Below are 17451 nucleotides of genomic sequence, written 5' to 3'. Positions count from 1 at the left end.
TTAGAAACCGTCCTTGCCGGCGCGGATCGCGGCAAAGGTTTCTGCCGGGGTATTACCGCCCCATCGTTGCTGCATTTCGGCGGTATCTGCACGCAGGAAGGGGTTCGTCTCCAGCTCCCGCGCCAAGCCCATCGGGACGGTCGGTTCGCCGCGTGAACGCTTGTCGGCAATCTCTTCGGCGTAGTGTTGCAGCGCTGCGTTATCGGGATCGGCATGGAGCGCGAAAGCAGCGTTTGCCTGGGTGTATTCATGCGCGCAGTAGAGCGTCGTTTCCGGTGGGAGTTCCCGCACTCGCTTGAGGCTGGCCCAGAACTGCTCTGGATCGCCTTCGAACATACGCCCGCAACCAAGCGCGAACACGCTGTCGCCGACGAATGCTATTCCCGCTTCGGGAATGTGGAACGCGACGTGGCCGTGCGTGTGGCCGCCCACATCGATCACCTTTGCGGTAAATTCGCCGAGAGAGACCGTATCACCGTGGGCTACGACCCGATCGATCGAAGTCAGCCGCTCTACCTCTTGCGGGGCAACGACAGTCGCTCCTGTCGCCGCCACGATATCCTTGTTCCCGCCGGCGTGGTCGGGATGCCAATGGGTGTTCCAGATCTGCGTGATGGTCCAGCCCTTGGCCTCTGCCTGCCTGAGATATTCGGCGCCGTCCGGCGTATCGATGGCGGCGGTTTCGCCGCTGGCAGGATCGTGGAGCAAATATCCGTAATTGTCGGAGAGGCAGGGAAACTGGTGGATCTCGAGCATGGATTGAATTGCCTATGACTTGTGGTCGAGGGCCAGCCTACGCGCCGTTTCCGCAATAGGAAAGGCCCGCCACTCTTGCGAATGGCGGGCCCCCCAGTCCCGTTTGCACGGGTAACTCGATGGAAGACTTAGTCTTCCTTCTTCTTCAGCGCTTCGCCGAGGATGTCGCCGAGCGATGCACCCGAGTCGGACGAACCGAACTGTGCAACTGCTTCCTTCTCTTCTGCGATCTGGCGTGCCTTGATCGAGAAGGTCGGCTTCTTCGAACGGTCGAAACCGGTGACCATCGCGTCGATCTTCTGACCGGTCTGGAAGCGATCCGGACGCTGTTCGTCGCGGTCGCGGCCGAGGTCCGAACGCTTGATGAAGCCGGTTGCGCCATCGTCGCCAACCTGCACTTCGAGGCCACCATCGCGGACTTCGAGAACGGTGACGGTGACGGTCTGGTTCTTGCGCAGCGCGCTCGAATCAGCGCCTTCAGCCGAAGGTGCACCCTTTTCGAGCTGCTTCATGCCGAGGCTGATGCGTTCCTTGTCGGTGTCGACGTCGAGAACGACTGCCTTGACCTGCTCGCCCTTGCGGTGGAGCGCCAGTGCGTCTTCACCCGAGATGCCCCATGCGATGTCCGACATGTGAACCATGCCGTCGACGTCGCCATCGAGGCCGATGAACAGGCCGAATTCGGTGGCGTTCTTGACTTCGCCTTCGACTTCGCTGCCGACCGGGTGCTTCTCTGCGAATTCTTCCCACGGATTGCGCTGGGCCTGCTTGAGGCCAAGCGAAATCCGGCGCTTTTCGCTGTCGACTTCGAGGACCATGACTTCGACTTCCTGCGAGGTCGAAACGATCTTGCCCGGGTGGACGTTCTTCTTGGTCCAGCTCATTTCCGAAACGTGGACGAGGCCTTCGATGCCCGGTTCCAGTTCGACGAATGCGCCGTATTCGGTGATGTTGGTGACGGTGCCCGACAGCTTCATGCCGACCGGGTACTTCGCTGCAACGCCATCCCACGGATCCGATTCCAGCTGCTTCATGCCGAGGCTGATGCGCTGAGTATCTTCGTTGATGCGGATGATCTGGACGGTCACGGTCTGGCCGATTTCGATCACTTCGCTCGGGTGGTTGACGCGCTTGTAGCTCATGTCGGTAACATGCAGCAGGCCGTCGATGCCGCCGAGGTCGACGAACGCACCGTAGTCGGTGATGTTCTTCACGACGCCGTCGGTAACCTGGCCTTCGCTCAGCTTGTCGATCAGTTCGCTGCGCTGTTCTGCGCGGGTTTCTTCAAGAACGGCACGACGCGAAACGACGATGTTGCCACGGCGACGGTCCATCTTGAGGATCTGGAAGGGCTGGGGAACATCCATCAGCGGGGCGACGTCGCGCACGGGGCGGATATCGACCTGGCTGCCCGGAAGGAAGGCAACGGCGCCGTCGAGGTCGACGGTGAAGCCACCCTTGACGCGGCCGAAGATGCGGCCTTCGACGCGCTTGCCTTCGCCGAATTCGCTTTCCAGCTTGTCCCATGCAGCTTCGCGGCGTGCGCGGTCGCGCGACAGCATCGCTTCGCCGTCGGCGTTTTCGACGCGGTCGACATAGACTTCGACTTCGCTACCGACTTCGAGGCCGTGCTCGTCGTCGACGCGCATGAATTCCTTGAGGTTGACGCGGCCTTCGCTCTTCAGGCCTACGTCGATAACGGCCATGCCGTTTTCGATCGCGGTTACGGTGCCCTTTACGACGCGGCCTTCGAAGCCTTCGTCACCTGCACCACCGAGTTGTTCGTTAAGCAGCGCTTCGAAATCGTCGCGCGTAGGATTGGCAGAAGTCGCCATGATTTGAGTGTCCTAATCGTTTTGCTACCGGCCACCGGTTTTACCGGGGTCTTTTACCGTCTCCGGGCGGGATTGCTCGGGCTAACGGGGCAAGAGGCCGACATCTCCACGAGGCCGGTTGCCAACGCAGAGGTTCCTTTCATCCAGGGATGCAAGTGAACGGGCGCGCGCCTAGGCGATGGAGGCGGCAAAAGCAAGGAAAATGCGCCTGCGGCTCCTCGCTGAAATCCTACTGGATGGAACACATGGAACACAGTCCTGGGACTCGAATCTTCGGCGGAGGAAAAGGGCGGGGCGATCATCGGCCCCAAGGTGCGCGATCGGACCGCTGTAGGACAGCCGTATTAGTCGCGCGGTGCGCTCAATTGCCTGTCGTGCAGCCGCGTCAGCAAAGCCAGCGAAACGGCTGCACCGATCAGGCACATGAGCATGTCCCACTGGGTGTCCCACGGATCGCCCTGTGTGCCGAGAAATTCGTCCGCGCCCTGGCCCAGCGCCATCGCCGCGCCGAACTCGATCAGTTCATAGGACGCGCTGACGGCGAGGCAGCAGGCGAGCACCAGTGTTGCCAGCAGCCAACCGGGTTTCAACCCGCCCAGACGCACGAGCAATTCGCGCAGCACGATGGCGGGGACGAAGCCCTGGATGAAATGGCCGAAACGGTCGTAGGGATTGCGGGCGAGGTCGAACCATTCTTGCACGGTGAAACCGAGCGGCACGCGGGCGTAGGTATAGGCCCCACCAAGCATCAGGACGAGGCCGTGGAAGCCGATGAGGGTGAGGGCGAGGGTGGTGAGCGGGAAGCGTGGCGCGCTCCACCACAGGATCGGCAGCGCGATGAGCACCGGCGCGACCTCCATCCACCATGTCGCACGGTCGTATGGCGCCCAGCCTGACAATAACAGCGCGGCAATCCAGATCGCGGTGAGCAACCACAGCTTGCCGCGATAGCCTGCAGGGCCGCTCATCTGTCGGCGCGCCTTTCTTCGACCGCGGCAATGGCGGCGGCGATCGCCTGTTCCTTGTCCAGCTTGGTCGTGTCGATGACCACAGCATCGGGCGCGGCTTTCAGCGGCGCATCCTTGCGCGTGATGTCGCGCTGGTCGCGGGCGACGATATCCTGTTCGATCTCCATCAGCGGAATATCGATTTCGCGGCCCGTCATCTCGAGCCAGCGGCGCATGGCGCGCGCTTCCACGCTCGCCGTGATGAACAGCTTCACGTCCGCTTCCGGCGCGATGACCGTGCCGATGTCGCGGCCGTCGAGCACGGCACCGCCTGCCTGTTCGGCAAAGGCGCGCTGGCGCTCGAACAATGCCTGGCGGACGGATGGATGGATGGAAACGCGGCTTGCGAGGCCGCCGGTTTCTTCGCTGCGCAGGATGTCGTCTGTCAGCAATTCGTCCGGAAAGCGGGTCGCGGCCAGCGCATCATCGGCATTGTCGGGGTCGCCGCCGTTGATGTGCACCTGCCTCCCGACTGCGCGGTAGAGCAGGCCGGTATCGAGATGCGGCAGGCCGAAATGCGCGGCAATAGCCTTGGCGATCGTGCCCTTGCCCGAGGCGGTTGGTCCGTCGACAGCGATGATCATGGCGCGTTTTTGCGCGCACGCAGCGCCTTCCACAAGCCCCAGATGGCAATCGCTGCCCAGAACCCTTCGAGCACGAGGCTGGGCCAGTTGGTGTGGACGAGGAGGGAAACGGTCAGCAAGGCTGCGCCCGCGAGGTTCGTCCCGTGCAGGATCAGCGGGTTCGGTTTCTCGCTGGCGGTCAGGTAGAAATAGGCTCCGATGATGCATGCGGTGCCGACGAAGCCCACCAGGGCTGCCCAGTCGAGCTGCATCACGAAGCGGCCCGATCCAGCAGCTCCATGAAGTTGGGGAAGCTTGTCTGGATAGGCGCAATGTCGTCGACCTCGACACCGTCTCTCGATGCGAGGCCGGCCACAGCCATGCTCATCGCGATACGGTGATCGAGATGGGTCTTTGTCCGGCTATTGGAGGTGCCGCGCAGCGGTTCTCCGCCGGATCCCTGAATGGTCAGCCCGTCCTCGCTTTCCTCCACCTGTACTCCGGCACCGGTAAGTGCGGCAGCCATTGCGGACAGGCGATCGCTTTCCTTGACCCGCAATTCGTCGAGCCCGCTGGTGGTCGTAGTGCCGTTCGCAAGCGCCGCCGCCACGAAGAACACGGGAAATTCGTCGATCATCGAAGGCGCGATCGAAGGATCGACCTCGATCCCGGTGAGGGCGGAATGCCTAACGCGAAGGTCCGCCACTGGCTCGCCGCCGACTTCCCGCCGGTCCAGTTCCTCGATGCTGCCGCCCATCTGGCGCAGCACCTCGACGATCCCGGCACGGGTCGGGTTGAGGCCCACGTTCTCGATCACCAGGTCGCTTCCCTCGGTGATCAGCGCGGCGACGATGAAGAAGGCGGCAGAGGAAGGATCGCCCGGCACCTCCACCTGTTGCGGCTTCAGCTCGGCTTCGCCGTGGATGCGGATGATCCGTTCGCCATCCACTTCCTCGACCTCCAGTTCGGCGCCGAAGCCGCGCAACATGCGTTCCGAATGGTCGCGGGTCGGCACAGGCTCGATCACGGTCGTGATGCCGGGCGTGTTGAGGCCCGCGAGCAGCACCGCGCTCTTCACCTGCGCGCTCGCAACCGGCAGGCGGTAGGTGATCGGTACGGCAGGCTGGGCGCCGCGCATCATCAGCGGCAGCGTCCCGTCGGGCGATGCCTCGAAATGTGCGCCCATCAGCGAAAGCGGGTCGATCACGCGCCCCATGGGGCGCTTCGACAGGCTGGCATCACCAGTGAAGCTGGTGGTTATGTCATGGCTGGCGACCAGGCCCATCAGGAGCCGCGTCGAGGTGCCGCTATTGCCCATGTCGAGTGCCTGCTCCGGTTGCAGCAATCCACCGACGCCGACGCCGTGAATGATCCACTCATCGCCCGATTTTTCGATCTGAGCGCCCATTGCCCGCATCGCTGCGGCGGTCGCCATCACGTCTTCGCCCTCGAGCAAGCCGGTCACGCGCGTCTCGCCCACGGCCAGCGCGCCGAACATGATCGAACGGTGGCTGATCGACTTGTCGCCGGGGACGCGAAGCCTGCCGGTGAGCGGTCCGCGCGGTAAAAAGCGATGGGCAGGCACGTCGAAATCCGTTATCTGGAAGGGGTGGCGAGGCGAGCGCGGCTTTTGACAGCGCCATGCCCCTATGGCAAGGCGCGCCGCGCTCTTGATTCGGGGCCTTTTGCTACCCATCAAGATAGAAGAATTTTTCGCGTGACCCGGCGCACCGATCCCGGGTCCGATCAAAGGAATATGAGAAACATGGCCAAGCCAGAATGGGGAACCAAGCGTAGCTGCCCGAAATGCGGCGAGCGTTTTTACGACCTTGGCAAGGAAGACCCCGTCACCTGCATCGAGTGCGGCGAAGAATGGCATCCTGAGCCCGTGCTCAAGACCAAGCAGCCGATCCCGTTCGAAGACGACGAGAAGAAGAAGGACAAAGAAGCCGATTCCGATCTCGGCGGCGACGATGACGATCTGGATATCGACATCGACGACGATGATGATTCGCCCGACAACGATGTCGACCTCGATACAGGCGACGACGATCTTGGCGTCAGCACCGGCAAGGGCGACGACAACGACGACGACAACTAAGTCGGAAAAAAACATTGCATTGGGGAGGCGCGCTTTCTAAAGGGCGCTTCCCGCAAGGGTGCGGCGCTTGCTGCGCTGCAAAAATCGAGTGCTCGGGGCCTTAGCTCAGCTGGGAGAGCGCTACAATGGCATTGTAGAGGTCAGCGGTTCGATCCCGCTAGGCTCCACCACTCGAAACAGAAAAGTCGGATTTCCCCTTGGGAGTTCGCACGCTGGCCGACGAGTTTTCGTCCGCCGGCGTTTTTCGCGTTTAATCCCTGTCGCAAGGCAGGAAGAGGAGACAAAGACGATGTTCGACAATCTGTCAGACCGCCTTGGCGGCGTCTTTGATCGCCTGCGTGGTCGCGGTGCGCTGTCCGAACAGGACGTGCGCGATGCGATGCGCGAAGTGCGCGTGGCGCTGCTCGAAGCAGACGTTGCGCTGCCGGTCGCCCGCCGCTTCATCGATGCCGTCACCGAACGCGCGATCGGCCAGGACGTCCTACGTTCGGTCACGCCGGGCCAGCAGGTCGTCAAGATCGTCAATGACGAACTGGTCGACATGCTGGGCGGCACCGAGGTCGAAGGGCTGAAGCTCGACGCCCGTCCTCCGGTCGTGATCATGATGGTCGGCCTGCAGGGTTCGGGTAAGACGACCACGACCGCCAAGCTTGCCAAGCTGATCCGCGAGAAGCACGGCAAGAAGGCGATGATGGCATCGCTCGACGTCAATCGTCCGGCCGCACAGGAACAGCTGAAGGTGCTGGGCGAGCAGGTCGATGTCGCCACCCTGCCGATCGTTGCCGGCCAGCAGCCGGTCGATATTGCGCGCCGCGCGATGGAATCGGCACGGCTTCAGGCGTTCGACGTGCTGCTGCTCGACACGGCGGGCCGCCTCCACGTCGATGAAGCGCTGATGGCAGAGATGAAGGCCGTTGCCGGTGTTTCGGCACCCACCGAAGTCCTGCTCGTCGTCGATAGCCTGACCGGCCAGGACGCGGTCAACGTTGCCCAGAGCTTCAGTGGCGAAGTCCCGCTGACCGGCGTGGTGCTGACCCGTATGGACGGCGATGCGCGCGGCGGTGCGGCGCTGTCGATGCGGCATGTCACAGGCAAGCCGATCAAGTTTGCAGGGACGGGCGAGAAACTCGACGCGATCGAGGCGTTCGATCCCAAGCGCGTTGCCGGCCGTATCCTCGGCATGGGCGACGTCGTCAGCCTGGTCGAAAAGGCCGCGCAGACGATCAAGGAAGAAGACGCCGAAGCGCTGGCCAAGCGCATGGCGAAGGGCCAGTTCGACCTCAACGACCTGCGCACCCAGCTGCGCCAGATGCAGCAGATGGGCGGCCTCGGCATGCTGGCCGGAATGCTCCCGGGCATGAAGAAGGCCAAGGCGGCTCTCGCGGCGTCGGACATGGACGACAAGGTCCTGCTGCACATGGACGCGATCATCGGTTCGATGACTGCCAAGGAACGCGCACGCCCCGAACTGATGAATGCGAAGCGCAAGAAGCGCGTTGCGGCCGGTTCGGGCACGCAGGTGCAGGACGTGAACAAGGTGCTCAAGATGCACCAGGAAATGTCCCGTGCGATGAAACAGATCAAGAAGATGGGCGGGCTCAAGGGCCTTGGCGCCCTGTTCGGCAAGGGCGGCATGGGTGCCGCGATGCCGGGCCTTGGCGGACCCGGTGGAATGGGCGGCATGGGCGGTTTCGGTGGTAGTGCCGGCGGTCCTTCGGTCGATCCGAACACGCTCCCCCCGGACCTTCGCGATTTATTGAATAAGAAGTGATTTCAAAAGTTTAGACTGGAAAGGTAATAACATGTCAGTTGCAATTCGTTTGTCGCGCGGTGGCGCGAAAAAGCGTCCTTACTACCGTATCGTCGTGTCGGATTCGCGCAGCCCGCGTGACGGCAAGTACCTGGAGCAGATCGGCACCTACAACCCGATGCTGCCCAAGGATTCGGGCGAGCGCGTGAAGCTCAACGAAGACCGTGCGCGTCACTGGCTGTCGGTTGGCGCGAAGCCTTCGGACCGCGTCCACCGCTTCCTCGATGCCGCCGGCATCCTCGAGCGTGCACCGCGCAACAACCCGAAGAAGGCCGAGCCTGGCGAAGCTGCCAAGGAACGCGCTGAAGAAAAGGCTGCAAAGGCCGCTGAAGCTGAAGAAGCTGCAAAGGCAGCCGAAGAAGAAGCCAAGGCTGCTGCCGAAGCTCCGGCTGAAGAAGCTGCCGCTGAAGAAGTTGCTGCTGAAGAAGCTCCCGCCGAGGAAGCTGCTGCAGAAGAAGCACCGGCTGAAGAAGCTGCTGCCGAAGACGCAGCCGAAGAAAAGGGCGAGTAATCTCGTCCATGTCGGACACGCCCCTCACGCTGGCTGCCGTTACCGGTGCGCATGGCGTGGCGGGCGAAGTCCGTCTCAAGCTGCTGGGTGATGGCGTGGACGCGCTGAAAGCCCATGACAGCTTCAACGAGGGAGCGCTGACCCTCGTAAAAATACGCAGCGACAACAAGGGCGGTGCCATCGCGCGCTTTGCCGAGGTGAAGGATCGCACCTCTGCCGAGCAGCTGCGAGGCACTGCCCTTACTGTTTTGCGCGACGCGCTGCCCGAACTGGGCGAGGGCGAGTATTATCACGCAGACCTGATCGGGCTGGCGGTCGAAACCGATGCCGGTGCAAGGGTCGGCACGGTCGTCGCAGTCGAGAACTTCGGCGCCACCGACATCGTCGAGATCGCCAAGGATCCTGTCCCGGCAAAGGGCATGAAGACCTTCATGGTCCCGATGACGAAGGACGCGGTGATTGGCTGGGATGCCGAAAGGCTGGTCATCGGCGCGGATTTTGCCGACGATTGACTTACTGTATTAGCATTGCAATACACATGGGCATTAACGTGTCTCATGGAGAATGCCAGTGCTGCTCGACCACGCTCTCACCTTCGCTTCTGCCAGCCTCGCCGGTTCGGCCGGGCTGAGTTTCGCAATCGCCAAATATTCGCCTGCGGTGAAGCCGTTCTTCCGCCAGCTGCTGTCGACTGCGGCCCCTATCGCCGCGACGTTCCTGGTCTTGCTCGATGGACAGGACAGTGCAGTCCTGCACGGCGGCGACCTGCTGTTCGGCGGCGCGGTCAGCGCGCTTGCTTTCGGTACGTCCTATGGTGTGACGCGGCTCATCACCCCGCGGCGACGGGGCGGCCTTCCTAGCGCCTGAGCGGGCGCGTTTCGGCCAGGTGGTTGCGGATCGTGGTGGCGGCGACGCCTGCCTGTCCCATCGCATGGCTGATCTGGTCCAGCCCGATCACGACGTCACCCGCTGCGAATAGCCCGGGGACGCTGGTCTCCAGGTGATCGTCCACCCTGATGCAGTCGTTTTCTCCGACCTCGGCCCCGCAAGACCGGGCGAGGCCGGAGCGGACCAACGATCCGAGCGCGGGGTAGAGCGAGTCGAAAGACATGCGGCCGTCGGCGGTATCGAATGCGATCCGTTCGCCCTCGATCGCGAAGCCGCCGCATGGCCCCGCGACCCGGGCAATTCCGGCATCGTCCAGCGCCCTTGAACAAGTTTCACTCAGATCGTGGTCTCCATTCGGGGAGACGAGGGTGAGGTCTGCGGTGAAGCCGCGGATGAATTGCGCCTCTGCCGTGCCGTGATCTCCGGTGCCGATGACCGCGACACGCTTGTCCGTAACCTCGTAACCGTCGCACACCGGGCAATAGCGGATCAGGCCGCGCGACATGGCTTCATCATGCAGCTGGTCGTCGATCCCGTCGGGCCTATTGTTCACCACCCCGGTTGCGAGCAGGACAGTGCTTGCCTCGAACACTTCGTCATCGCAGGATACGATGAAGCAGTCGCCGTCTTTCCTGAGATCGGTGACACGCTTCGGTTCGCGCAATGCGCCATATTTCGCGGCCTGTTCGCGCATTCTTTCCAGCAGTTCCTCGCCATTGATCCCGTCGGGAAAGCCAGCATGATTGTGGCTCGTCGGGATCCAACTCGCGCGGCTGGTGCCGCAGTCGAAAAGCCGGATATCGAGGCGATAGCGTGCAAGGTATATCGCTGCGGTCAGGCCCGCAGGCCCCGCGCCAACGATAATGCAGTCGTCCACTGTGCTTGCCATCCGGTCCTCTCTTGCGCATGGGCGGGAGCATGACATTCGCCGCCACTATCCTAACGCTCTATCCGGAGATGTTTCCCGGGCCCTTGGGCATTTCGCTCGCCGGGAAGGCACTGGAGCGGGGCGATTGGACATGCGAGACTGTGCAGATCCGCGACTTCACCACCGACAGGCATCGCACGGTAGACGACACGCCTGCGGGCGGCGGTGCTGGCATGGTGCTGAAGGCGGACGTGCTGGGCGCAGCGGTCGATCATGCGAAGTCGCTGCACCCCGATGCGCCGATCCTGGCGATGACTCCGCGCGGAAAGCCGATATCGCAGGACCGCATACGCGAGCTTGCCACGGGGCCCGGTGTCACCATCCTTTGTGGCCGGTTCGAGGGGTTCGACGAGCGGCTGTTCGAAGCGCGGCCAGAGATCGAACAGGTGAGCCTCGCCGACGTCGTCCTGTCGGGCGGAGAGCCTGCCGCCCTGGCCATACTTGACGCTTGCATTCGCCTGCTTCCCGGCGTAATGGGCGCGCCTTCAAGCGGACATGAGGAATCCTTCGAGGAAGGACTGCTCGAATATCCGCAATATACCCGACCTCAGGAATGGGAAGGGCGCACGATCCCTGAAGTGCTGCGATCGGGGGATCATGCGAAGATCGCTGCTTGGCGCAAGGCAAGGAGCGAAGAAGACACTCGGTTACGCAGGCCGGATTTGTGGGAGCGTTACAGTGACGCTCCGGTCCAGCCTGCCTCTGGCGCGCAGCGAGAAGAAGAAGGATAGGTTCGATGAACCTCATTCAGCAGCTCGAAGCAGAAGCTATCGAGAACCTCGGGAAGGACATTCCCGAATTCCGCGCCGGTGATACCGTGCGCGTCGGCGTGAAGGTTGTCGAAGGCACCCGTGAGCGCGTCCAGAATTTCGAAGGCGTTGTCATTGCCCGCTCCAACCGCGGCATGGGCAGCAACTTCACCGTGCGCAAGATGAGCTTCGGTGAAGGCGTGGAACGCGTGTTCCCGCTTTACTCGCCGATCGTCGACAGCATTACCGTGGTCCGCCGCGGTGTCGTGCGTCGTGCGAAGCTCTACTACCTGCGTGGCCGCACCGGTAAGCGTGCGCGTATCGCGGAACGCAAGGTCAACGTTAAGACCGACGCATAAGAGCGGCGGTCCATACGACCAGAAAAGAGAGGGCGGTTCCTGCGGGAGCCGCCCTTTTTCGTTTGCAACCGGCGCTCGGCATGCGAGGAGGGGGCGAACGATAATTACGAAGGGTTGCCACAAAAATGCGTCTTCCGTCAGTTGCGCTTGCGCTCGCCATGATCGCAGTTTCCGCCCCACTCCAGGCCAAGGAGGCAGACATGACCTCGCCACCGCAATTGACCTTCGAACGCGTTTTCGATTCCCCTTCGCTCGACGGATCGAGCCCGCGCGGGGCAAAGCTTTCGCCCGATGGCCGCTACCTGACCGTCCTGCGCAACCGCGCCGACGAACGCGAGCGTTACGACCTGTGGGGATATGATCGCGACAGCGGTGAATGGACCATGCTGGTCGATTCCAAGAAGCTGAGCACCGGCCGCGAACTGTCCGAAGACGAAAAGATGCAGCGCGAACGCGCTCGTGTCGCTGGCCTGAAGGGCATTATCACCTATCAGTGGGCGCCCGATGGGGAGGGCGTGCTGGTACCGCTCGACGGCGACCTGTTCCTCGCCCGTCTCGATGGCACGGTGACCCAGCTTACCGACACGGAGGAAAGCGAACTCAATCCCGCGCTCAGCAAGACCGGCAAGTATGTGTCCTTCGTTCGCGACCGCCAGCTCTGGGTCGGCGAAGTCGGCAAGGATGCAGTTCCCGTTACCCCGAAGGAAGGCGATGACATCCGCTGGGGCGAGGCCGAGTTCGTTGCACAGGAAGAAATGAGCCGCAGCACCGGTTTCTGGTGGAATGGCGACGACACGCGCATCGCCGTGCAGCGCACCGATGAAGGTCCGGTCGGCATCGTCACCCGGGCGGCGATCGGCGCGACCGGCACGCGCGTCTACGACCAGCGTTATCCCGCCGCGGGTACCGACAACGCCGTGGTCGAGCTTTACATCATGGACCCCGATGGCAGCGACCGCGTGAAGGTCGACCTGGGGAAGGATACCGACATCTATCTCGCCCGCGCCAACTGGGCACCCGACGGCAATCTCTACGTCCAGCGCCAGAACCGTGCGCAGACCGTGCTCGAATTGCTCAGGGTCGATCCTGCGACGGGCAAGAGCTCGGTCGTGCTGACCGAGAAGGCGGCCCGCGAAAACTACTGGGTGAACCTGTCCGACAACTACAAATTCCTGAAGAACGGCGACCTGCTCTGGTGGTCGGAACGGAGCGGATTTGGCCAGCTGTACTTGTTCAACGGTGACGATGGCTTCGCCAGCTACGACCAAAAGTCGCGTGAACCGTTGAATGTAACGCGCCTGATCGGCGTGGACGAAGAAAGCGAGCGCATCTTCTTCCTTGCCAATACGCAGGACGATCCGCTCGCACAGCACATCTACAGCCTCGATTACGGCAACGATCTGCGCGGACCGGCATCGCAGATCTCGGAGCCCGGCTATACCTATTCGGCATCGATGGACGGGAAGGGTAAGACCTTGCTGGTTTCGCGTTCTTCGGACACCCAGCCCACGCAGACCTTCCTCGCTGATGGTGACGGCAAACGGCTCGCCTGGGTCGAGGAAAACGCTCTCGACGCGAACCATCCCTATGCGCCCTATCTTCCCAGCCATCGCCCGGTCGAATATGGCACGATCGCTGCCGAGGACGGTACGACGCTCTATTGGGAAATGATCAAGCCGGAAATGAAGCCGGGCAAGCGTTACCCGGTGTTCTTCTCGCATTACGGCGGCCCGCACGCGCAGAACGTGACCAAGGGCTGGAAGGGCGCAATGGCCCAGGCAGTCGTCGACAAGGGCTATATCTGGTTCGAGATCGACAATCGCGGTTCGGCAAATCGCGGCGTCGACTTTGAACAGCCGATCTATCGCGCCATGGGCACCGTCGAAGTCGCGGATCAGAAGTCGGGAGCGCAGTACTTGAAATCGCTCAATTTCGTCGATCCGGACAAGATCGCGATCTACGGCTGGTCCTATGGCGGCTACATGACGCTGAAGCAGCTTGAAGCCGATCCGGGCCTCTACGCTGCGGGCATTTCGGGCGCGCCTGTAACCAAGTGGGAATTGTACGATACCCACTACACCGAAAGGTATATGGGCGATCCTCGAGAAGTGCCTGAGGCCTATGCCGCATCGGGCGCGATCGAGGACGCCACGAAGATTTCCGATCCGCTGCTGCTGATCCACGGGATGGCCGACGACAACGTCGTGTTCGAAAATTCGTCGGAACTGATCGCAAAGCTGCAGGGGACGAACACCCCGTTCGAGATGATGCTCTATCCCGGTTACACGCACCGCGTGGGCGGGAAGTACATTTCGCCGCACGTCTGGAACACGATCTTCGCATTCCTCGAACGCCACGGTGTGACCCCGCCCGAATAAGGCGGGGCATGCCACATGCCGCTCGACCCGGACCCGTTCGGGTTGATATGACTTTAGCTGCGCATATCTATTCCTTATTGCCATTTGGCATGCGGAAGGGCAGCGCCGCGCACTCGTTGTTTCGATAAACGGAGAAGTTGAATTGGGCTATCGCGTAGCCGTGGTGGGTGCGACCGGTAACGTCGGTCGTGAAATGATGGCGATCCTCGCCGAGCGTGAGTTTCCGTGCGACGAAGTCGCGGCGGTTGCGTCCCCGCGTTCGACCGGAAGCGAGGTCGAGTTCGGCGAAACCGGCAAGATGCTCAAATGCAAGAACATCGAGCATTTCGACTTCAACGGCTGGGACATCGCCCTGTTTGCGGCAGGCAGTGGTCCGGCCAAGGAATATGCGCCCAAGGCTGCGGCCGCCGGCTGCGTCGTGATCGACAACAGCTCGCTTTATCGCATGGAGCCCGATGTTCCGCTGATCGTCCCGGAAGTGAACCCGGATGACATTGACGGCTATACCAAGCGCAACATCATCGCGAACCCCAACTGCTCGACAGCGCAGCTGGTCGTCGCTCTAAAGCCGCTGCACGATGCTGCCACGATCAAGCGCGTCGTCGTATCGACCTATCAGTCGGTTTCCGGCGCCGGCAAGGCGGGCATGGATGAACTGTTCGAACAGAGCCGCGCTATCTTCGTTGGCGACCAGCCTGATGTGAAGAAATTCACCAAGCAGATCGCCTTCAACGTCATTCCGCACATCGATGTCTTCCTCGACGATGGTTCGACCAAGGAAGAGTGGAAGATGGTGGTCGAGACGAAGAAGATCCTCGATCCCAAGATCAAGCTCAACGCGACCTGCGTACGCGTGCCGGTGTTCGTCGGCCATTCCGAAGCCGTGAACATCGAGTTCGAGAACGAACTGAGCGCCGAACAGGCAATGGACATCCTGCGCGAAGCGCCGGGCGTCATGCTGGTCGATAAGCGCGAAGATGGCGGATACGTCACCCCGATCGAATGCGCGGGCGACGGTGCAACCTATGTCAGTCGTGTCCGCGAAGATCCGACGGTCGAAAACGGCCTGACGCTGTGGTGCGTGTCCGACAATCTGCGCAAGGGTGCGGCCCTGAACGCTGTGCAGATCGCCGAACTGCTGGGACGGCGTCACCTCCAGAAGGGATAAGGACCATGGGCGCATTCGACTTCACGCATGCCTTGCTGAGGTCGCCTGCGCGCACGGTTACGGACGGCTTGCGCGATGGTGATCACGCAGGTCCGGCCTATGCCGACGTCGCACGCGAGCATGCGGCCTATGCTGCAGCGCTGAAGGACCTTGGCCTGGTGGTCGAGGTACTGCCGCCGCTCGAAGCCTATCCCGATTCCGTTTTCGTCGAAGATCCGGCGCTGGTTTTCGGTGAGGGCGCAATCCTGCTCAATCCCGGGGCACCGACGCGCGCTGGCGAAGTGGGTGAAATTGCGCCCGAACTGGCTCAGCGGTTCGATCACGTTCTTTCCATTGGGGAAGGGCACGTCGACGGGGGTGACGTGCTCGTGACACCGTCAGAGGTGCTGATTGGCCTTTCTGCGCGTACCGACAGGAAGGGTGCCAATGCCCTCATCGCCGCTCTCGCTGGACTCGGGCGCAAGGGCCGAATGGTCGCGACGCCGCCCGGGGTCCTTCATTTCAAGACGGGTTGCGGTATGATCGACGAGGAAACCGTCGCGGTCATCCCTGAACTCGATGACGACAACCTGTTCGGCCGCTTGCGCAGGCTGGTCCTGCCCGAAGACGAGAAGCCTGCGGCGAACCTGTTGCGGATCCGCGATACAATCCTGATCGGGGAAGGTTTCCCCAAGACCCGCAAACTGATCGAGGACATGGGCATCGAGACACGCGCCCTGCCGGTTTCGGAGATCGCCAAGATCGATGCGGGCCTGTCGTGCATGTCGCTGCGTTGGCAGGCAGCCGGCTAAGCCTTACTCGCTGATCTCGACCTTGCGTGCAGCGTGAGGCGACACGTTCTTGCGCATGATCAGCGTCAGCGGCGCTGCGGCCAGCGTGATCCACATCATCAGGTAGAAATCGTCGATATAGGCGACCATTGCCGCCTGCCGGTTCACCTCGGCATCGACGATGCGAAGCGCGGCATCGCCCAGCGCCTGGAAACGATCGATGGTCGAAAAATCGATGAAGCCGCCGGTGGCCGCGGTGACATGGCCTGCAAGTTCCTCGTGCGAAGTCTGGATGTTCTGGCCGAGCAGCGCGGTCATGATCGAAATGCCGATCGAGGCCCCGATGGAGCGCATCAGGTTGAGCAGGCTTGAACCATCGGTGCGCAGGTGCGGCTTTAACGTGGCAAAGGCGCTCACCTGCAGCGGGATGAAAACCAGTCCCATGCCGAGGCCCTGGAGCAATCCCGACATGATGATGTGGAACTGGTCGACGGCCAGCGACCAGTGCGACATTTGCCATAGCGAGAGTGCGCAGATCAGGAAGCCCGTGGCGACGACCGGCCTTGCGTCGAACCCGCGGCGCATCAGCCAGCCTGAAATCTGCATGCTGAACAGGATGCCGACGCCCCGCGGCATCAGCACGATACCGGTGTCGATCACGCCATATCCGAACAGGTTTTGCAGCATCGGCGGCATCAGCGCCATGACGGCGAACATGACGATGCCGATCACGATCATGAAGGATAGCGCGATCGCGAAGTTGCGATCCTTGAACAGGGTCGTCTCGAACATCGGATTGGCAGCGGTCGCAAAATGCACCACCACCATCCAGCCGGTCGATGCGCAGACGAGCGCATAGAGCCAGATTTCTCCTGAATCGAACCAGTCGAGCTGAGTTCCGCGATCGAGCATCAGTTGCAGCGAGGTCAGGCAGACTGCGAGCAGGGCAAAGCCGAAGATGTCGAATTTCCGGCGCTTTTGCTCGCGGTGCGGCAGGTAGGCGATCAGTGCGGACATCGAGAATACGCCGATCGGAAGGTTCACATAGAACACCCACCGCCAGTTCACGCTCTCGGTCAGCCAGCCGCCGAGGATAGGGCCGAGGATGGGACCGATCATGATGCCCATGCCCCAGACAGACATGATTTGGGGATGTTTCGACGGGCGGGTCGAATCGAGCATGAAGGACTGGCTGAGTGGGGCGATGAATGCGCCGGCGACGCCCTGCAGGGCGCGGAAAATGACCATCTCTTCGAGGTTCTGCGCCATGCCGCACAGCATCGATGCGACGATGAACCCGCCGACCGATGAAATGAACAGCCGCCGTGCCCCGATGCGATCCGCCAGCCAGCCGGTCAGCGGCAGCGCCACGGCAGAGGCGATGATATAGCTCGTCAGCACCCATGTAACGGTGTCGACCGTCGCGCCGAGCGAGCTTTGCATGTGCGGGATTGCGACGTTGGCGATGGTCGTATCGAGGATCTGGATCATGGAGGCTGCCATGATCCCGGCCATCAACAGCCAGTAATTATCGGTATGAAGTTCCGGTACATCGGCGCCTGCAGAGGCTGGCACACCGCTTGGCGCAGGCGCAGGCGCGCTTCCGGATGCGGCGCGACTGGCCACGG

18 protein-coding genes and 1 tRNA gene are annotated in these 17451 nt (G+C 62.1%); 11 read left to right on the top strand and 8 right to left on the bottom strand.

The window, feature by feature from the left end; genetic code table 11:
• The 6 genes from gloB to aroA all read right to left on the bottom strand — a co-directional run bounded on the left by gloB (nucleotide 1) and on the right by aroA (nucleotide 5746).
• Nucleotides 1–756, bottom strand: a complete 756-nt coding sequence (gloB, locus tag AMC99_RS06960) for a hydroxyacylglutathione hydrolase (RefSeq protein ID WP_061924624.1) — start codon at nucleotides 754–756, stop codon at nucleotides 1–3.
• A gap of 128 nt (nucleotides 757–884) precedes the next feature.
• Complete coding sequence (gene rpsA / locus AMC99_RS06955) at nucleotides 885–2591, bottom strand: 30S ribosomal protein S1 (protein WP_061924621.1); 1707 nt, start codon at nucleotides 2589–2591, stop codon at nucleotides 885–887.
• Between the two features lie 344 nt (nucleotides 2592–2935).
• Nucleotides 2936–3559, bottom strand: coding sequence for a DUF2238 domain-containing protein (locus AMC99_RS06950; protein ID WP_061924618.1), 624 nt, complete (start codon nucleotides 3557–3559; stop codon nucleotides 2936–2938).
• Nucleotides 3556–4182 carry a (d)CMP kinase gene (locus tag AMC99_RS06945; RefSeq protein WP_061924615.1) on the bottom strand — a complete coding sequence of 209 codons (627 nt, stop codon included), beginning with the start codon at nucleotides 4180–4182 and terminating at the stop codon, nucleotides 3556–3558. The genes AMC99_RS06950 and AMC99_RS06945 overlap by 4 nt, the downstream gene beginning before the upstream one ends.
• Complete coding sequence (locus AMC99_RS06940) at nucleotides 4179–4433, bottom strand: CBU_0592 family membrane protein (RefSeq protein ID WP_061924612.1); 255 nt, start codon at nucleotides 4431–4433, stop codon at nucleotides 4179–4181. The genes AMC99_RS06945 and AMC99_RS06940 overlap by 4 nt, the downstream gene beginning before the upstream one ends.
• Complete coding sequence (gene aroA, locus AMC99_RS06935; protein WP_061927803.1) at nucleotides 4433–5746, bottom strand: 3-phosphoshikimate 1-carboxyvinyltransferase; 1314 nt, start codon at nucleotides 5744–5746, stop codon at nucleotides 4433–4435. The genes AMC99_RS06940 and aroA overlap by 1 nt, the downstream gene beginning before the upstream one ends.
• A gap of 180 nt (nucleotides 5747–5926) precedes the next feature.
• Here aroA and AMC99_RS06930 point away from each other — a divergent pair, with 180 nt between their 5' ends.
• The 6 genes from AMC99_RS06930 to AMC99_RS06905 all read left to right on the top strand — a co-directional run bounded on the left by AMC99_RS06930 (nucleotide 5927) and on the right by AMC99_RS06905 (nucleotide 9450).
• Nucleotides 5927–6262 carry an FYDLN acid domain-containing protein gene (locus AMC99_RS06930; RefSeq protein WP_061924609.1) on the top strand — a complete coding sequence of 112 codons (336 nt, stop codon included), beginning with the start codon at nucleotides 5927–5929 and terminating at the stop codon, nucleotides 6260–6262.
• 94 nt (nucleotides 6263–6356) lie between these two features.
• A tRNA-Ala gene (locus AMC99_RS06925) sits at nucleotides 6357–6432 on the top strand.
• Nucleotides 6433–6551: 119 nt separating this feature from the next.
• Nucleotides 6552–8033 carry a signal recognition particle protein gene (gene ffh, locus AMC99_RS06920; protein WP_061924606.1) on the top strand — a complete coding sequence of 494 codons (1482 nt, stop codon included), beginning with the start codon at nucleotides 6552–6554 and terminating at the stop codon, nucleotides 8031–8033.
• Nucleotides 8034–8064: 31 nt separating this feature from the next.
• Entirely contained in the window at nucleotides 8065–8583 is a 519-nt protein-coding gene (gene rpsP, locus AMC99_RS06915) for a 30S ribosomal protein S16 (protein WP_061924603.1), read from the top strand.
• A gap of 8 nt (nucleotides 8584–8591) precedes the next feature.
• The gene (gene rimM, locus AMC99_RS06910; RefSeq protein WP_061924601.1) at nucleotides 8592–9095 is read left to right on the top strand and encodes a ribosome maturation factor RimM; all 504 of its coding nucleotides are present in this window, start codon (nucleotides 8592–8594) and stop codon (nucleotides 9093–9095) included.
• A gap of 52 nt (nucleotides 9096–9147) precedes the next feature.
• Entirely contained in the window at nucleotides 9148–9450 is a 303-nt protein-coding gene (locus AMC99_RS06905) for a hypothetical protein (protein WP_061924598.1), read from the top strand.
• Here the strand turns inward: AMC99_RS06905 and AMC99_RS06900 are convergent.
• Nucleotides 9440–10360: an NAD(P)/FAD-dependent oxidoreductase gene (locus AMC99_RS06900; protein WP_061924596.1), complete on the bottom strand. Its 921-nt coding sequence runs from the start codon at nucleotides 10358–10360 to the stop codon at nucleotides 9440–9442. The two genes, AMC99_RS06905 and AMC99_RS06900, sit on opposite strands and share 11 nt — an antisense overlap.
• Nucleotides 10361–10389: 29 nt before the next feature.
• On the opposite strand from AMC99_RS06900, the gene trmD reads away from it, so the two are divergent.
• The 5 genes from trmD to AMC99_RS06875 all read left to right on the top strand — a co-directional run bounded on the left by trmD (nucleotide 10390) and on the right by AMC99_RS06875 (nucleotide 15844).
• Complete coding sequence (gene trmD / locus AMC99_RS06895; RefSeq protein ID WP_061924593.1) at nucleotides 10390–11130, top strand: tRNA (guanosine(37)-N1)-methyltransferase TrmD; 741 nt, start codon at nucleotides 10390–10392, stop codon at nucleotides 11128–11130.
• 5 nt (nucleotides 11131–11135) lie between these two features.
• The gene (rplS, locus tag AMC99_RS06890; protein ID WP_061924589.1) at nucleotides 11136–11507 is read left to right on the top strand and encodes a 50S ribosomal protein L19; all 372 of its coding nucleotides are present in this window, start codon (nucleotides 11136–11138) and stop codon (nucleotides 11505–11507) included.
• A 158-nt stretch (nucleotides 11508–11665) separates the two neighbouring features.
• Entirely contained in the window at nucleotides 11666–13885 is a 2220-nt protein-coding gene (locus AMC99_RS06885) for a S9 family peptidase (protein WP_232301532.1), read from the top strand.
• Between the two features lie 142 nt (nucleotides 13886–14027).
• On the top strand, nucleotides 14028–15053 hold the full coding sequence (locus AMC99_RS06880; RefSeq protein ID WP_061924580.1) for an aspartate-semialdehyde dehydrogenase: 1026 nt from the start codon (nucleotides 14028–14030) through the stop codon (nucleotides 15051–15053).
• Nucleotides 15054–15058: 5 nt separating this feature from the next.
• Nucleotides 15059–15844 carry a dimethylarginine dimethylaminohydrolase family protein gene (locus AMC99_RS06875; protein ID WP_061924577.1) on the top strand — a complete coding sequence of 262 codons (786 nt, stop codon included), beginning with the start codon at nucleotides 15059–15061 and terminating at the stop codon, nucleotides 15842–15844.
• A gap of 3 nt (nucleotides 15845–15847) precedes the next feature.
• Here AMC99_RS06875 and AMC99_RS06870 read toward each other — a convergent pair whose 3' ends face one another.
• The gene (locus tag AMC99_RS06870) at nucleotides 15848–17449 is read right to left on the bottom strand and encodes a DHA2 family efflux MFS transporter permease subunit (RefSeq protein WP_061924574.1); all 1602 of its coding nucleotides are present in this window, start codon (nucleotides 17447–17449) and stop codon (nucleotides 15848–15850) included.
• Nucleotides 17450–17451 lie beyond the last annotated feature (2 nt).

Source organism: Altererythrobacter epoxidivorans, from assembly GCF_001281485.1.
Lineage (GTDB): Bacteria > Pseudomonadota > Alphaproteobacteria > Sphingomonadales > Sphingomonadaceae > Erythrobacter > Erythrobacter epoxidivorans.
This window is presented reverse-complemented; position numbering and strand designations above follow the sequence as displayed.

What these genes read in the sequence shown, in the direction of transcription:
- gloB (WP_061924624.1), bottom strand. Translation starts at nt 756, where the DNA reads ATGCTCGAGATCCACCAGTTTCCCTGCCTCTCCGACAATTACGGATAT.
- AMC99_RS06900 (WP_061924596.1), bottom strand. Translation starts at nt 10,360, where the DNA reads ATGGCAAGCACAGTGGACGACTGCATTATCGTTGGCGCGGGGCCTGCG.
- AMC99_RS06945 (WP_061924615.1), bottom strand. Translation starts at nt 4,182, where the DNA reads ATGATCATCGCTGTCGACGGACCAACCGCCTCGGGCAAGGGCACGATC.
- trmD (WP_061924593.1), top strand. Translation starts at nt 10,390, where the DNA reads ATGACATTCGCCGCCACTATCCTAACGCTCTATCCGGAGATGTTTCCC.
- rplS (WP_061924589.1), top strand. Translation starts at nt 11,136, where the DNA reads ATGAACCTCATTCAGCAGCTCGAAGCAGAAGCTATCGAGAACCTCGGG.
- AMC99_RS06905 (WP_061924598.1), top strand. Translation starts at nt 9,148, where the DNA reads ATGCCAGTGCTGCTCGACCACGCTCTCACCTTCGCTTCTGCCAGCCTC.
- ffh (WP_061924606.1), top strand. Translation starts at nt 6,552, where the DNA reads ATGTTCGACAATCTGTCAGACCGCCTTGGCGGCGTCTTTGATCGCCTG.
- AMC99_RS06885 (WP_232301532.1), top strand. Translation starts at nt 11,666, where the DNA reads ATGATCGCAGTTTCCGCCCCACTCCAGGCCAAGGAGGCAGACATGACC.
- rpsA (WP_061924621.1), bottom strand. Translation starts at nt 2,591, where the DNA reads ATGGCGACTTCTGCCAATCCTACGCGCGACGATTTCGAAGCGCTGCTT.
- rimM (WP_061924601.1), top strand. Translation starts at nt 8,592, where the DNA reads ATGTCGGACACGCCCCTCACGCTGGCTGCCGTTACCGGTGCGCATGGC.
- AMC99_RS06930 (WP_061924609.1), top strand. Translation starts at nt 5,927, where the DNA reads ATGGCCAAGCCAGAATGGGGAACCAAGCGTAGCTGCCCGAAATGCGGC.
- AMC99_RS06950 (WP_061924618.1), bottom strand. Translation starts at nt 3,559, where the DNA reads ATGAGCGGCCCTGCAGGCTATCGCGGCAAGCTGTGGTTGCTCACCGCG.
- rpsP (WP_061924603.1), top strand. Translation starts at nt 8,065, where the DNA reads ATGTCAGTTGCAATTCGTTTGTCGCGCGGTGGCGCGAAAAAGCGTCCT.
- AMC99_RS06875 (WP_061924577.1), top strand. Translation starts at nt 15,059, where the DNA reads ATGGGCGCATTCGACTTCACGCATGCCTTGCTGAGGTCGCCTGCGCGC.
- AMC99_RS06940 (WP_061924612.1), bottom strand. Translation starts at nt 4,433, where the DNA reads ATGCAGCTCGACTGGGCAGCCCTGGTGGGCTTCGTCGGCACCGCATGC.